Origin of the sequence: Streptomyces sp. NPDC006193, from assembly GCF_040613915.1 — a bacterium.
In the GTDB taxonomy this organism is placed as follows: domain Bacteria; phylum Actinomycetota; class Actinomycetes; order Streptomycetales; family Streptomycetaceae; genus Streptomyces.
The window spans coordinates 1-12,736 of the sequence record NZ_JBEXTB010000044.1; the positions used below are offsets into that span (position 1 = coordinate 1).

Annotated in this window: 11 protein-coding genes and 1 pseudogene; 7 read left to right on the top strand and 5 right to left on the bottom strand. The window is 73.1% G+C overall.

Annotated features, from left to right (window positions below):
* Positions 1-101: 101 nt before the first annotated feature.
* On the bottom strand, positions 102-1,097 hold the full coding sequence (locus ABZ261_RS27785; RefSeq protein ID WP_356863806.1) for an aldo/keto reductase: 996 nt from the start codon (positions 1,095-1,097) through the stop codon (positions 102-104).
* A 267-nt stretch (positions 1,098-1,364) separates the two neighbouring features.
* Between ABZ261_RS27785 and ABZ261_RS27790 the strand changes: the two genes are divergently transcribed.
* Both ABZ261_RS27790 and ABZ261_RS27795 read left to right on the top strand, forming a co-directional pair.
* Positions 1,365-2,036 (top strand): hypothetical protein, encoded by a 672-nt coding sequence (locus ABZ261_RS27790; RefSeq protein ID WP_356863808.1) that lies wholly within the window; start codon positions 1,365-1,367, stop codon positions 2,034-2,036.
* Positions 2,033-2,569, top strand: a complete 537-nt coding sequence (locus tag ABZ261_RS27795) for a hypothetical protein (protein ID WP_356863810.1) — start codon at positions 2,033-2,035, stop codon at positions 2,567-2,569. Before ABZ261_RS27790 ends, ABZ261_RS27795 begins: the two co-directional genes overlap by 4 nt.
* Positions 2,570-2,609: 40 nt before the next feature.
* On the opposite strand, the gene ABZ261_RS27800 is transcribed toward ABZ261_RS27795, so the two are convergent.
* Positions 2,610-3,293 (bottom strand): GDSL-type esterase/lipase family protein, encoded by a 684-nt coding sequence (locus tag ABZ261_RS27800; RefSeq protein ID WP_356863812.1) that lies wholly within the window; start codon positions 3,291-3,293, stop codon positions 2,610-2,612.
* Positions 3,294-3,393: 100 nt separating this feature from the next.
* Between ABZ261_RS27800 and ABZ261_RS27805 the strand changes: the two genes are divergently transcribed.
* Positions 3,394-4,362, top strand: coding sequence for a WD40 repeat domain-containing protein (locus ABZ261_RS27805; protein WP_356863814.1), 969 nt, complete (start codon positions 3,394-3,396; stop codon positions 4,360-4,362).
* A 157-nt stretch (positions 4,363-4,519) separates the two neighbouring features.
* Here ABZ261_RS27805 and ABZ261_RS27810 read toward each other — a convergent pair whose 3' ends face one another.
* Positions 4,520-4,942: an ATP-binding protein gene (locus ABZ261_RS27810; RefSeq protein WP_356863816.1), complete on the bottom strand. Its 423-nt coding sequence runs from the start codon at positions 4,940-4,942 to the stop codon at positions 4,520-4,522.
* A gap of 138 nt (positions 4,943-5,080) precedes the next feature.
* Between ABZ261_RS27810 and ABZ261_RS27815 the strand changes: the two genes are divergently transcribed.
* Together ABZ261_RS27815 and ABZ261_RS27820 are read left to right on the top strand one after the other, a co-directional pair.
* Positions 5,081-5,950 (top strand): helix-turn-helix transcriptional regulator, encoded by an 870-nt coding sequence (locus ABZ261_RS27815; protein ID WP_356863818.1) that lies wholly within the window; start codon positions 5,081-5,083, stop codon positions 5,948-5,950.
* Positions 5,947-6,126, top strand: a complete 180-nt coding sequence (locus tag ABZ261_RS27820) for a DUF397 domain-containing protein (RefSeq protein ID WP_356863820.1) — start codon at positions 5,947-5,949, stop codon at positions 6,124-6,126. Before ABZ261_RS27815 ends, ABZ261_RS27820 begins: the two co-directional genes overlap by 4 nt.
* Positions 6,127-6,196: 70 nt before the next feature.
* Here the strand turns inward: ABZ261_RS27820 and serC are convergent, their stop codons facing one another.
* On the bottom strand, positions 6,197-7,315 hold the full coding sequence (serC, locus tag ABZ261_RS27825; protein ID WP_356863822.1) for a phosphoserine transaminase: 1,119 nt from the start codon (positions 7,313-7,315) through the stop codon (positions 6,197-6,199).
* 156 nt (positions 7,316-7,471) lie between these two features.
* Here serC and ABZ261_RS27830 point away from each other — a divergent pair, with 156 nt between their 5' ends.
* A complete protein-coding gene (locus ABZ261_RS27830; protein ID WP_356863823.1) occupies positions 7,472-10,354 on the top strand; it encodes an FAD-binding and (Fe-S)-binding domain-containing protein in 2,883 nt (960 codons plus the stop codon).
* Between the two features lie 483 nt (positions 10,355-10,837).
* Here the strand turns inward: ABZ261_RS27830 and ABZ261_RS27835 are convergent, their stop codons facing one another.
* Entirely contained in the window at positions 10,838-11,800 is a 963-nt protein-coding gene (locus ABZ261_RS27835) for an EamA family transporter (protein WP_356863825.1), read from the bottom strand.
* A 155-nt stretch (positions 11,801-11,955) separates the two neighbouring features.
* Here ABZ261_RS27835 and ABZ261_RS27840 point away from each other — a divergent pair.
* Positions 11,956-12,735 (top strand): annotated as a pseudogene (locus tag ABZ261_RS27840) (TIGR03084 family metal-binding protein); the annotation flags it as partial.
* Position 12,736: the final 1 nt, after the last annotated feature.

Here is a 12,736-nt window from a genome sequence, read left to right on the forward strand (position 1 = left end):
GGTGATACTCCCGCAGCGCCTGCACCACCGCCCCGAACGTCCGCAAGCTGTCGGACGGCTCAGGCCGGCCGCTCCCCCGCCCCCGGGCGCACGCCCGGGCGTCACCAGGCGAAGGCCTCGGGGGACGGGCCGGGACCCGGGAAGATGTCCTCCAGACCGGACAGCACGTCCTCGCCCAGCTCCAGCTCGACCGCCCTGAGCGCCGACCGGAGCTGCTCCGCGGTGCGCGGGCCGACGATCGGACCGGTCACGCCGGGGCGGGTGAGCAGCCAGGCCAGGGCCGCCTCGCCGGGCTCCAGGCCGTGCTTGTCGAGCAGGTCCTCGTACGCCTGGAGCCGTGCGCGGGCGGCCGGGTCGCCGAGGATCTCGGCGGTCCGGCCGGAGGCGCGCCGACCGCCCTGGACCTCCTTGCGGATGATCCCGCCGAGCAGCCCGCCGTGCAGCGGCGACCACGGGATCACCCCGAGGCCGTAGTCCTGCGCGGCCGGGATGACCTCCATCTCGGCGCGGCGCTCGTACAGGTTGTACAGGCACTGCTCGCTGACCAGGCCGAGGGTGCCGCCGCGGCGGGCGGCGGTCTCGTTGGCCTGGGCGATCTTGTAGCCGGGGAAGTTGGAGGAGCCCGCGTAGAGGATCTTGCCCTGCTGGACCAGGACGTCGATCGCCTGCCAGATCTCCTCGAAGGGCGTGTTCCGGTCGATGTGGTGGAACTGGTAGAGGTCGATGCGGTCCGTCTGCAGCCGCTTCAGGCTGGCGTCCACCGCGCGCCGGATGTTCAGCGCCGAGAGCTTGTCGTCGTTGGGCCAGACGGGCCCGCCGTCCGGTCCCATGCTGCCGTACACCTTCGTGGCGAGGACGACCTTGTCGCGCCGTCCGCCGCCCTTGGCGAACCAGTTCCCGATGATGGACTCGGTCCGGCCCTTGTCCTCCCCCCAGCCGTACACGTTCGCGGTGTCGAAGAAGTTGATGCCCGCGTCCAGCGCCGCGTCCATGATCGCGTGGCTGTCCGCCTCGTCGGTCTGCGGGCCGAAGTTCATCGTTCCGAGGACGAGCCGGCTGACCTTGAGTCCCGTGCGTCCGAGCTGCGTGTACTTCATAGTCCTCCAGCCAACGGCGTGGAGTGCGCTCTAGGCAAGGTCCGGCCCGCGCAGGCGCGCCGACCGGTCGGCCGGAAGGGGGGCACCGTTGGCATACCCATCTGTCGATGCCGACGGCAATTTCTCTGCTTTCCACCCGAAACCGGCCCGTCTCCGATACGTTGGCCATCCACCCAGCGTCGTCACGCTGGGTTATTGATGATGAACCGAGGGTAGATCTCCAGCACTTCGGGGGGTGACATGCTCAAAGACAGTCTGCTCACAGGCATGCAAGCGGTCTTCGACCCGACCGCCAGGATCGCGCCTGCCAGAACGCGGGGGCCGGCCCGCCCGCCCCGCTCGTTCACCGAAGGCGCGGAGGCGCTGCTGGCCCGGTTGGACGCCCCGCCGCAGCCGGAGCCGGACCGGCCGCCCCACGCGGATCTGCCGCTGCTGCGGCTCGTCACCGTCCGGCTCAGCTTCGTCTCCGCGTTCCTGACCGCCGCCTGCGTGCCGCTGCTCGCCAAGGGACTGGAGTGGCCCCTGTTCGTGGTCGGCGCCGGCGCGACGGTCGCGGCCGTGCTGATCATCGCGTTCTTCGCCTCCCTGCGGTACACGATCGCGCGCCGCGCCAAGGCGCAGGAACTGCACCACCAGCACATGAAACAGATGCTCGAAGGGATGGCGCGCGAGCGGGTGGTCGACCTGGAGGACCGCCAGCTCATCGAGCGCAGCCGCAGCAGTCCCGAGCTGACCAGCGCCATCCTGGCCACGATCCTGACGGAGTACGCCGAGGCCGAGCGGCTCCCCGCGGCGGACCGCCCCCGCGGCGGGGACACCATGCGCACGCTGTCGCTGCCGCGCGTCCTGGCGGTCGCCGGTCCCCAGCATCCCCTGGCTCGCGCCCTGCGCAGGCTGGCAACCGACGTGAGAACCACAGATACCAGCGAGGCCCATTGACTCCGCCACTGGCCATAGGAGACGACCAGAAAGCCCAGCTCGACGTGATCGCCGAGCTGGCGAAGAAACTGAAAGGCACCACCGAGAAACAACTGAAGACGGCCATCAAGGCCATCAACTACGAGGCACGCACCGACCGCCACCGCGTCTATGTCGACGGCGTCACCACCGTGTTCGCCTCACTGGTGTCGGGCTGCCTGGTCGTGGCCTACCTGTGGGTGGGGTACGAGATGGTCAAACGCGACCACGTCATCCCGTGCGTGCTGCTGTGCGGCATCCCGGCGACCTCCATCGCCTCCATCTTCAGCCTGAAGAAGGCGCTGGGCTCGGACGTCCTCGGCAAGCTCGCCCAGGTCCCCTGGCGGTACAACGGCCCGGCCGCACAGAACGCCCCGGCCCCGGCGGCCGCACCCGCACCGGACCCGGCCGCGCCGGCCGCCGCGCCGGACGCGACGGTCCCCGCCCAGGCGGCCGCGCCGGACGCCGCACCGGGCGCCGGCGCGGCGGACTCCGCGACGGGGCCCGCGCAGTGACCGGCCGCCGCCCGCGGCGGTCGGGGGGCGGCGGAAACCGTCACCGCGGCCCGGCCTCGTACGGCCGTCCCACCCCCCACGCCTCCCACATGGCCCCCGCGAACGCGCCCGCGATCCGGTGCTCGCCGCTGGGGCTGGGATGCGTGCCGTCGTAGGTGTCGGTGCGGAGGTCGTAGCCCTGCGGCGGCGAGGCGAGCAGCAGCGGCGACCGGGGCTCGTCCAGGTCGGCGACCGCCTTGGCGAGCAGGACGTTGAACCGGTCCACCTGCGCGGCGAACGGCGGGTCCGCCGCGGCCCGGACGTTCGGGATCACCGGCAGCAGCACCATGCGGATGCGCGGGTCGGCCTCGCGGGCGGCGGCGACGAACGCCCGTGCGTTCTGCGCCGTCTGGTCGGCGTCGGTGTAGAAGCCGAGGTCGATCAGGCCCAGGGAGACCAGGAGGATGTCGGGGCGGTGGTCCCGTACCGCGTCCCCGATCACCGGGGCCATGTGCAGCCAGCCCTCGCCCCAGCCCGCCAGATGGGCGCGCGGGAAGTCGGGATCGGCGTAGGCGAGGGACGTCGGCGCGTCGGCCTGCTTGTCGTACAGGGTCTCCCGCGGGCCGACGAGGGTGAAGGGACCGCCGTGCGCCGCGCACAGGTGCCGCCACAGACGGTAGCGCCAGGTGTGTTCGCCCGCGCTCCCGATCGTCATGGAGTCGCCCACGGGCATGAACCTCAGCATCGGCTCATGATGGACGATCACGGGGACCCCGCGGGATCCGGGGTGGGTGTGAAGCCGGCCACGTCCCTCGAACACCCCCCGGCAATGGCAGGCTTGGGGCATGCGTCGATCGTCCGCCGTCCTCGCCGGGGTGCTGCTCGCCGGCGCCTGCGCGCTGCCCGCCTCCGCCGCCGGTGAAGCCGGTGATCACGGGTTCACCATCAAGGACCCGCGGATCACCGAGTCCAGCGGGCTCGCCGCCTCCCGGCAGCACCCCGGCGTCTACTGGACGCACAACGACAGCGACGACGGGCCCTACCTGTACGCCGTGGACAGCGGCACCGGGAAGACGGTCGCCCGGATCACCCTGCGCGGCATCGGCTCGCCGCGCGACGTGGAGGCCGTGTCCATCGGACCGCACAACGAGATCTACGTCGGCGACATCGGCGACAACTTCGGCGGCCGGTGGCCGTACGTGTGGATCTACCGGCTGCCCGAGCCGAAGCGGCTCACGGACCGGACGGTCACGGCCACGCAGTACGTCGTGAAGTACGCGGACGGCCCGCGCGACGCCGAGTCCCTGCTGGTCCACCCGAAGACCGGGCGGGTCTACATCATCGACAAGAAGGAGGACGGCGGGCACCTGTACGAGGGCCCGGCCACCCTCTCCACCTCCCGCGCCAACGTCTTCAAGCCCGTCGCCGCCGTCGATCTCTGGGCCACGGACGCCGCCTTCTCCCCGGACGGCCGGCAGCTCGCCGTCCGCGGGTACTTCGGCGGCGTCTCCTACGGCTTCGACGCCGGCCGGATCAAGCGGCAGGGCAGCCTCGACGTGCCGTTCCAGGGCCAGGGCGAGTCCGTGTCGTACTCCGCCGACGGCACCAAGCTGATGTACGGCAGCGAGGGCGCCGGCAGCGCCGTCCAGGCGGTGGACGCCCCGGCGCGCCCGGGCGGCACCTCACCGTCGGCGGGCGGAACACCGGCCGGTGACGGGGGGAGCGGCGCGGGCGCCCTCAAGGTCGGAGCGGTGATCGTCGCGGTCGGCCTGGCGGCCCTGTTCGGCCTCCGGCGCCTGCGCCGCGGCGCCTGACGTACGGGAGGTCTGCCAGCACGCCTCCTCGCGCGGCCACGGCAGGTACCGGCCGGCCGCGCGGCAGCGTTTGAACCAGCGGCGCCAGCGGGCCTCGTACGGGCTCGGCAGCCGCCACACGTACGGGTCCGGCGTGCGGACCTCCTGCGCGGGGTCCTCATGAGCCGACCGGAACACGGGCGCCCTCCGCCTCCGTGAGCCGGAACCGGGCCCATACGCACTTGGTGTACGGCCCCTGCCGGTGCCCCCACGAGTCGGCCAGCGCCGCCACCAGCGCCAGTCCGCGCCCGCCCTCCTCGTCCGGGCCGGGGTCCCGGGGCCGGGGAGGCCGGTCCCGGTCCGGGTCGGAGACCTCCAGGACCAGCTCCCGGCCGCAGAGGATCAGCGTGACCCGGACCCGGGCGTGGGAGACCCGGCAGTGGGTCACGGCGTTGGTGACGAGCTCGTTGGCCGACAGGATCGCCCGGTCGGCCAGCTCGTCGGCGATCCCCCACCCCGCGAGCGCCTTGCGCACGTAGTGCCGAGCGGTCGGCACGTGCTGGCGCCGGGTGGGGATGCGGAAGGTGTTGCACGTTGGCATGCGGCTGAACCTAGGAATCCATGCATCGGCGCTGCAAGGCAAACCGGGAAATACATGCAGGGATTTCACTCGATCGTGTTATGTCCCATCTTGGGGGCTTCGATGTGGCATGGTTTCCGCCAGGAGAGGGGAGGTCCCATGCCCGCAGGTGGACGACCGACCGTGCGCAGCAGGCGCCTTGGCGCAGCACTCAGGCAGTACCGGCAGGCCGCCAGGCTGGACCAGCCGCAAGCCGCCGAGGTGATCGCCACGAGCCAGGCCAGGATCAGCCGCATCGAGAGCGGACACGCGACACCGCGTGTGATCGAAGTGCGACTGCTGCTGGACGCGTACGGCGTCGAAGACCTGGACGTGCGGGCGAAGTTGGAGGACTTGGCCAAGCACTCCAAGAACCGCGGCTGGTGGCTCGAACACGCGGAGCATCTGCGGCCGGACTATGTGGACCACATCGCGCTGGAGGACGACGCGACGTACATCCGCGAGTGGCAGTCGGTCATGGTGCCGGGGCTGCTGCAGACTCCGGCCTATGCGGAGGCCGTCATCGCCGGTGGCCCGCACTACATCGATGCCGAACGCGTTGCCCAGTTGGTGAAGGTGCGCATGGGGCGCCAGGCGAAGATCGAAGAGGGTGGAGCGTCGTACACGGCCATCCTGTGGGAGGCGGTCATCGCGCATCCGTTGGTGAACGCCGAGATCCACCGGGATCAATTGGCCGCGATCCTGGAGGTCGGCCGGCGCAAGAACGTCACCGTGCAGGTGCTTCCGTTCAGCGCCGGCGTCCTGGCCGGCTACTCCTCCGCCTTCTACTCCTTCAGCTTCGACGAGGAGCCGACGGTCGAGGCGGTCGCCATGGACAATCTGCGCGGCACGTCCGTGCTCGAAGGGGCGGAGGACCTTGCCGCTTACGCCAATGCCTACGACCTACTACGATCGGCGGCGTTGGCGCCGGACGCGAGTGCGAAGCTCATCCGGGGCATACTGCGGAGCCTGAAGGAAGACACGTCGTGACCGAGGTCGTAAGCCCCTTCTGGAAGTCGTCGCACTCCGGACAGGAGAACGCCTGTGTGGAGGTCGCCGAAACGGCACCCGGCGGCCGAGCCGTCCGCGACAGCAAGCAGGACGACGGTCCTGTCCTCACCGTGTCCCGCGAGGGCTGGCAGGCGTTTCTCCGGCAGTTCGCGTAGGAATGCGCATCGCACGAAGGAAGGGCGCCCGGTGTTCGCCGGGCGCCCTTCGCCGTCCTCGGCGGGACGGTTACAGCTTCTCGATCACGTAGTCGACGCACTTGGTCAGCGCCTCGACGTCCGCCGGGTCGATCGCCGGGAACATCGCGATGCGCAGCTGATTGCGGCCGAGCTTGCGGTACGGCTCGGTGTCCACGATGCCGTTGGCGCGCAGCACCTTGGCCACCGCGGCGGCGTCGATGTCGTCGGAGAAGTCGATCGTGCCGATGACCTGGGAGCGCTTGGCCGGGTCCGAGACGAACGGGGTCGCGTGCTTGGACTCCTCCGCCCAGCTGTACAGGCGGGTCGAGGAGTCCTTGGTGCGGGCCGTGGACCAGGCGAGGCCGCCCTGGCCGTTGAGCCACTCGAGCTGCTGGTCCAGCAGGAAGAGGGTGGCGAGGGCCGGGGTGTTGTACGTCTGGTTCTTGCGGGAGTTGTCGATCGCCGTGGGGAGGCTGAAGAACTCCGGGACATGGCGGCCGGAGGCGTGGACGCGCTCGGCGCGCTCGATCGCGGCCGGGGAGAAGACGCCGATCCACAGGCCGCCGTCGGAGGCGAAGGACTTCTGCGGGGCGAAGTAGTAGACGTCCGTCTCGGTGATGTCGACCGGGAGGCCGCCCGCGCCGGAGGTCGCGTCCACCAGGACGAGGGCGCCCTCGTCGGCGCCGGCCACGCGCTTGATCGGCATGGCGACGCCGGTGGAGGTCTCGTTGTGGGTGAAGGCGTAGACGTCGACGCCCGCCTCGGCCCGCGGCTCCGGGTGGGTGCCCGGGTCGGCGGCGATGACGGTGGGCTCGGCCAGCCACGGGGCGAGCTTGGCCGCCTTGGCGAACTTGGAGGAGAACTCGCCGAAGCTCAGGTGCTGCGACTTGTTCTCGATCAGGCCGTGCGTGGCGATGTCCCAGAAGGCGGTGGAGCCGCCGTTGCCGAGGACCACCTCGTAGCCGTCGGGGAGGGAGAACAGCTCGGAGATGCCTTCGCGGACCTTGCCGACCAGGTTCTTCACCGGCGCCTGGCGGTGAGAGGTGCCCAGCAGGGACGTACCGGTGGCGGCGAGGGCGTCCAGCGCCTCGGTGCGCACCTTGGAGGGGCCCGCGCCGAAGCGTCCGTCGGCGGGCTTGATGTCAGCGGGAATCTGGATGTCGGCCACGCAAGGAGGTTAGCCGGTGGAAAGAAGCGCGGTGGAGTCCTGTCCGTTCGATGAGACGAGCCGGCCGGCGCATCGGCTTGTGGGGTTGTACGACGATACGGGCGGGGCTGTGGAAAAGCCGCGGTGACGTTCGGTGATCGGATGCATCCTGGACGCATGACAGATCTTGCGGCGGAGCTGCGCGGGGCCGTGCGGGGCGAGGTGCGGTTCGACGTCACCTCCCGGGCCCTCGTGACCATGGACGCGTCCAACTACCGGCGCGTGCCGCTGGGCGTGGTCGCGCCCCGGGACGCCGACGACGTGGCCGCCGCACTGGAGGTGTGCCGGACGCGCGGGGTGCCCGTGGTGGCGCGCGGCGGGGGCACGTCGATCGCCGGGCAGGCGACCGGCACAGGGGTCGTGCTGGACTTCACCCGGCACATGAACGGCCTGCTGGAGCTGGACCCGGGCGGCCGGACGGCCGTCGTGCAGCCGGGGCTCGTGCTCGACCGGCTCCAGGAGGCCGCCGCCCGGCACGGCCTGCGTTTCGGTCCCGACCCGTCCACGCACAGCCGGTGCACGCTCGGCGGGATGATCGGCAACAACTCCTGCGGCTCCCACTCGGTCGCCTGGGGCACGACCGCGGACAGCGTGCGCGAGCTGTCCGTCGTCACCGCGCGGGGGCAGCGGCTGCGGCTCGGGCGGGACTGGGCGGGCGCCCCGGAGGGCCTGCGCGAGCTGGCGGAGAGCGAACTGGCCCGCCTGCGCACCGGTTTCCCGGACCTGCCCCGCCGCATCTCCGGGTACGCCCTGGACGCGCTGCTTCCCGAGAAGGGCGCGGACGTCGCCCGCTCCTTCTGCGGCTCCGAGGGCACCCTCGGCATCCTCACCGAGGCGGTGGTCAGCCTGGTCGAAGCCCCCCGCGCCCGTGCCCTCGCGGTGCTGGCGTACGCCGACGAGACAGCCGCCGCCGAGGCCGCCGCCGGTCTCCTGCCGCTCGGCCCGCTCACGGTGGAGGGCATGGCGGCCGACCTGGTGCCGGACGCGGCCGGGCTGCCCCGGGGCGGCGCCTGGCTGTTCGTGGAGACCGGCGGGGAGTCGGCGGCTCTGGCCCGCGCGCGAGCGGAGGAGATCGTCCGCGCGGCCGACGTCGTGGACGCGCTGGTCGTCGCCGACCCGGCGGCCCGGCGGACGCTGTGGCGCATCCGCGAGGACGCGGCCGGCACGGCCACCCGGATGCCGGACGGCACGGAGGCCTGGCCCGGCTGGGAGGACTGCGCGGTGCCGCCCGCCCGGCTCGGCGCCTACCTGCGGGACTTCCGCGCCCTGCTGTCCGCGCACGGACTGCGCGGCACGCCGTACGGCCACTTCGGCGACGGCTGCATCCACGTCCGCATCGACTTCGACCTGCTCACCGAGGCCGGCGTCGGGCGCTTCCGCCGCTTCTCCGAGGAACTGGCCGACCTGGTGGTGGAGCACGGCGGCTCGCTGTCCGGGGAACACGGGGACGGCCGGGCCCGCGCGGAACTGCTGCCGCGCATGTACGGCACGGAGACGGTCCGGCTGTTCGAACGCGCGAAGTCCGTCTGGGACCCCGACGACCTGCTCAACCCGGGCATGCTGGTCCGCCCGGCCCCGCTCGACACCGACCTCCGCTTCTCCGTCCTGCCGCGCCGCCCGGTCGACGTGGTCCTCGGCTACCCGGCCGACGGCGGCGACTTCCGGGCGGCCGTCCGCCGCTGCGTCGGCGTCGCCAAGTGCCGTACGACCGAGACGGCCGGACCCGACGTGATGTGCCCCTCCTTCCGGGCCACCGGCGAGGAGGAGCACTCCACCCGCGGCCGGGCCCGCCTGCTGCACGAGATGCTCGCCGGCGAACTCGTCACCGGCGGCTGGCGGTCCACCGAGGTCCGGGACGCCCTCGACCTCTGCCTGTCCTGCAAGGGCTGCCGCTCGGACTGCCCGGCCGGCGTGGACATGGCCGCCTACAAGGCGGAGTTCCTGCACCACCACTACGCCGGCCGCCGCCGCCCCGCCGCCCACCACAGCATGGGCCGGCTCCCGCAGTGGCTGCGCTGGACCGCCCGCACCCGCACCGCCCCCCTCCTGAACGCGCTCGTCTCCGTGGAGCCGCTGGCACGCCTCGGCAAACGGCTCGCGGGGATCGCCGCCGAGCGGGAGATCCCCCGGCTGGCGGGACGGACGTTCACCGCGTGGTGGCGCCGGAGGAAACCCGCCCGCAGCGCCGGGGACCTGGTCGTCCTGTGGCCGGACACCTTCACCGAGCACCTGTCCCCGTCGGTCGGCCGCGCCGCGGTCCGCGTCCTGGAGGCCGCCGGACTGCGGGTGGCGCTCCCGCCCACCCTGCTGCCGCGCCGGGGAGCGATCGCGGACGGCCGGACCAAGGCGGCCACCGCGCTGCTCACCGCCCGCCGGGCCCGGGTCTGCTGCGGCCTGACCTACGTCTCCACCGGCCAGCTCGACCGCGCCCGCGCGGTGCTGCGCCGCACCCTGGACCTCATGGAGCCGGTGCTGCGGGCCGGCGTCCCGGTCGTCGTCCTGGAACCGAGCTGTGCCGCGGCCCTGCGCGGCGACCTCCCGGAGCTCCTGCCCGACGACCCCCGCGCGGCGCGGCTCGCCGCCTCGGTCCGCACCTTCGCCGAGACCCTGGAGCGGCACGCCCCGCACTGGAGACCGCCCGCCGTCGACCGCCCGGTCACCGGCCAGACCCACTGCCACCAGCACGCGGTGCTCGGCGACCTGCCGGACCGCCGGCTGCGCGCCGCCGCGGGACTCACCGGCGACCTGAGCGGAGGCTGCTGCGGCCTCGCGGGCAACTTCGGTTTTGAGAGAGGTCACTACGAGGTGTCCCGCGCCTGCGCCGAGGAGCGGCTCCTGCCGGCGGTCCGGGAGGCGTCCGAGGACACGGTGATCCTCGCCGACGGCTTCTCCTGCCGGACCCAGCTGGAGCAGCTCGCCGGGGTGCGGGGCAGACATCTCGCCGAGGTGCTGGCCGAGGCGCTGGACAGGGCCGGCGGGGGCACGGGGGAGGCGCGGTGACCGGGGAGCACCGCCGGGTGGCGGTCCCCTCCGACGTCCACGGCGTCCCACCCGCCCTGGACGCGGTCCCGGCACCGCGCCCCAGCAGACCGCCGTGAGGGCCGCCGCCCCGGATCCGAAACACCGCCCGACCGGTGGCGACGGGGTCCGGAACGCCGCTCCGATCGGTGGCGACGCGGTCCGGAAGCCGCTCCGACCGGTGATGGCGGGGGTCCGGAACGCTGCTCCGACCGGTGGCGACGGGGGCCCGGAACGCCCGCAGACCGCTGGTGACGGGGGCTCGGAACACCACCCCGGCCGGTGGCGCCGACGGCCGAGAACACCGCCCCGACCGGTGGTGGCGGGGGTCCGGAACGCCGCTCCGCCCCGTGGTGATGCGGGGCCGGAACGCCCCCAGACCGGTGGCGACGGGGCCGGAACGCCCCCGGACGGTGGTGCCGAAGCGGCCGGGACGCCGGGTCCCGGGCCGGCGTCGCGCGACCTCTACTGGCCTTCGGCCGGCAGCGGGATCTTCCCCCGCCCCACCTGCGTCCGGACCGCGCCGATGCTCGCCACGATCACCAGGGCGATCGCGGCGGCCTCCGCGGCGGACAGGGCCTGGTCGAGGATGAGGAAGCCGGCCGTGGCGGCGAGCGCCGGCTCCAGGCTCATCAGGATCGCGAAGGTGGAGGCGGGCAGCCGCCGCAGGGCGAGCAGTTCGAGGGTGTAGGGCAGGACCGAGGAGAGGAGGGCGACCGCCGAGCCGAGGGCGACGGTGGTGGGGTCGAGGAGGCGGGCACCGGACGCGGCGATGCCGATGGGGAGGAAGAGCAGGGCCGCGATCGCCATGGCCAGCGCGAGGCCGTCCGCCTGCGGGAAGCGGCGGCCCGTACGGGCGCTGAAGACGATATAGGCCGCCCACATGGCGCCCGCGCCCAGGGCGAAGGCGACACCGACGGTGTCCAGACGGTCGAAGTGGCCCCCGCCCAGCAGGAACACGCCCGCCAGGGCCAGGGCCGCCCACAGCGCGTTGATCGCGCGGCGGGAGGCCAGGACGGACAGGGTCAGCGGTCCGAGGACCTCCAGGGTGACCGCCGTGCCCAGCGGGATGCGGGCGACCGACGCGTAGAAGAGGCCGTTCATCGCGCCCATGGCGATGCCGAAGACGGCCACCGTGCCCCAGTCGGCGCGCGAGTGGCCGCGCAGCCGGGGACGGCAGACCAGGAGCAGCACGATCGCCGCCGCGAGCAGGCGCAGGGTGACCACGCCGAGCGCGCCCGCCCTGGGCATCAGGGTCACCGCGAGGGCCCCGCCGAACTGCACCGAGACGCCGCCGGCCAGGACCAGCCCGACGGGGCCGAGCGAGCCGAGGCGGTGCTGCCCCCCGGCGGGGGTCACGGGGGTCGGGGTGGTGCTGCTGGGTGCGGCGGTCACGGGCGGTCCAGGTGATCGATCCGGTTCGTTCATCTCGATGTACTACCAGGTCCAGGGTAATGGACTTCGACAGGAGCGTGAACCCTTTTAGGCACTGTCCCGGATGCTGGAACCGGCCGCCCCCACCCGCACCGGAAATCCATGCAAGCACGCTTGCTTGTTTCTGTGCCCGCTGCCATGCTCCCCCCATGGCCGATCCGACGCCCGTCTTCGACGACCTGCGTGAGGAAAGCGGACAACTCGACGCTCTCGTGGCCGAGTTGCCAGAAGAACGGTGGGCGCTCGCCACGCCCGCCCCCCGCTGGATCGTCGCCCACCAGATCGCCCATCTGCACTGGACGGACCGGGCCGCGCTGCTCGCCCTGACCGACGAGGACGGGTTCGCGGACGTGCTGCGGGCGGCGGCGAAGGCGCCGGACGCCTTCGTGGACGAGGCCGCCGAGGAGGGCGCCCGGCTCCGGCCCGCCGAGCTGCTGGCCCGGTGGCGGCAGGGCCGGGCCGCACTGCAGGACGCGCTGCGGGCGGCGCCGGGAGGCAGCCGCTTCCCCTGGTTCGGGCCCCCCATGTCCGCGGCCTCCATGGCCACCGGGCGTCTGATAAAGACCTGGGCGCACGGGCAGGACGTCGCGGAGGCGCTCCATGTGGTGCGCGCCCCCACCGACCGGCTCCGGCACGTGGTCCGCATCGGGGTGCGTACCCGGGACTTCGCCTTCACGCTGCGGGGTCTGCCCGTACCGGAGGAGGAGTTCCGCGTCGAGGTGACCGCGCCGTCCGGAGAGCTGTGGACGTACGGTCCACCGGACGCCCGCCAGCGCGTCACCGGTCCCGCCCTCGACTTCTGCCTCCTCGTCACCCAGCGCGCCCACCACGACGACCTGGCCGTCCGCGCCGAGGGGCCGGACGCCGAGCGGTGGCTCGGCATCGCCCAGGCGTTCGCCGGCCCCCCGGGCACGGGACGGACGCCCCGGG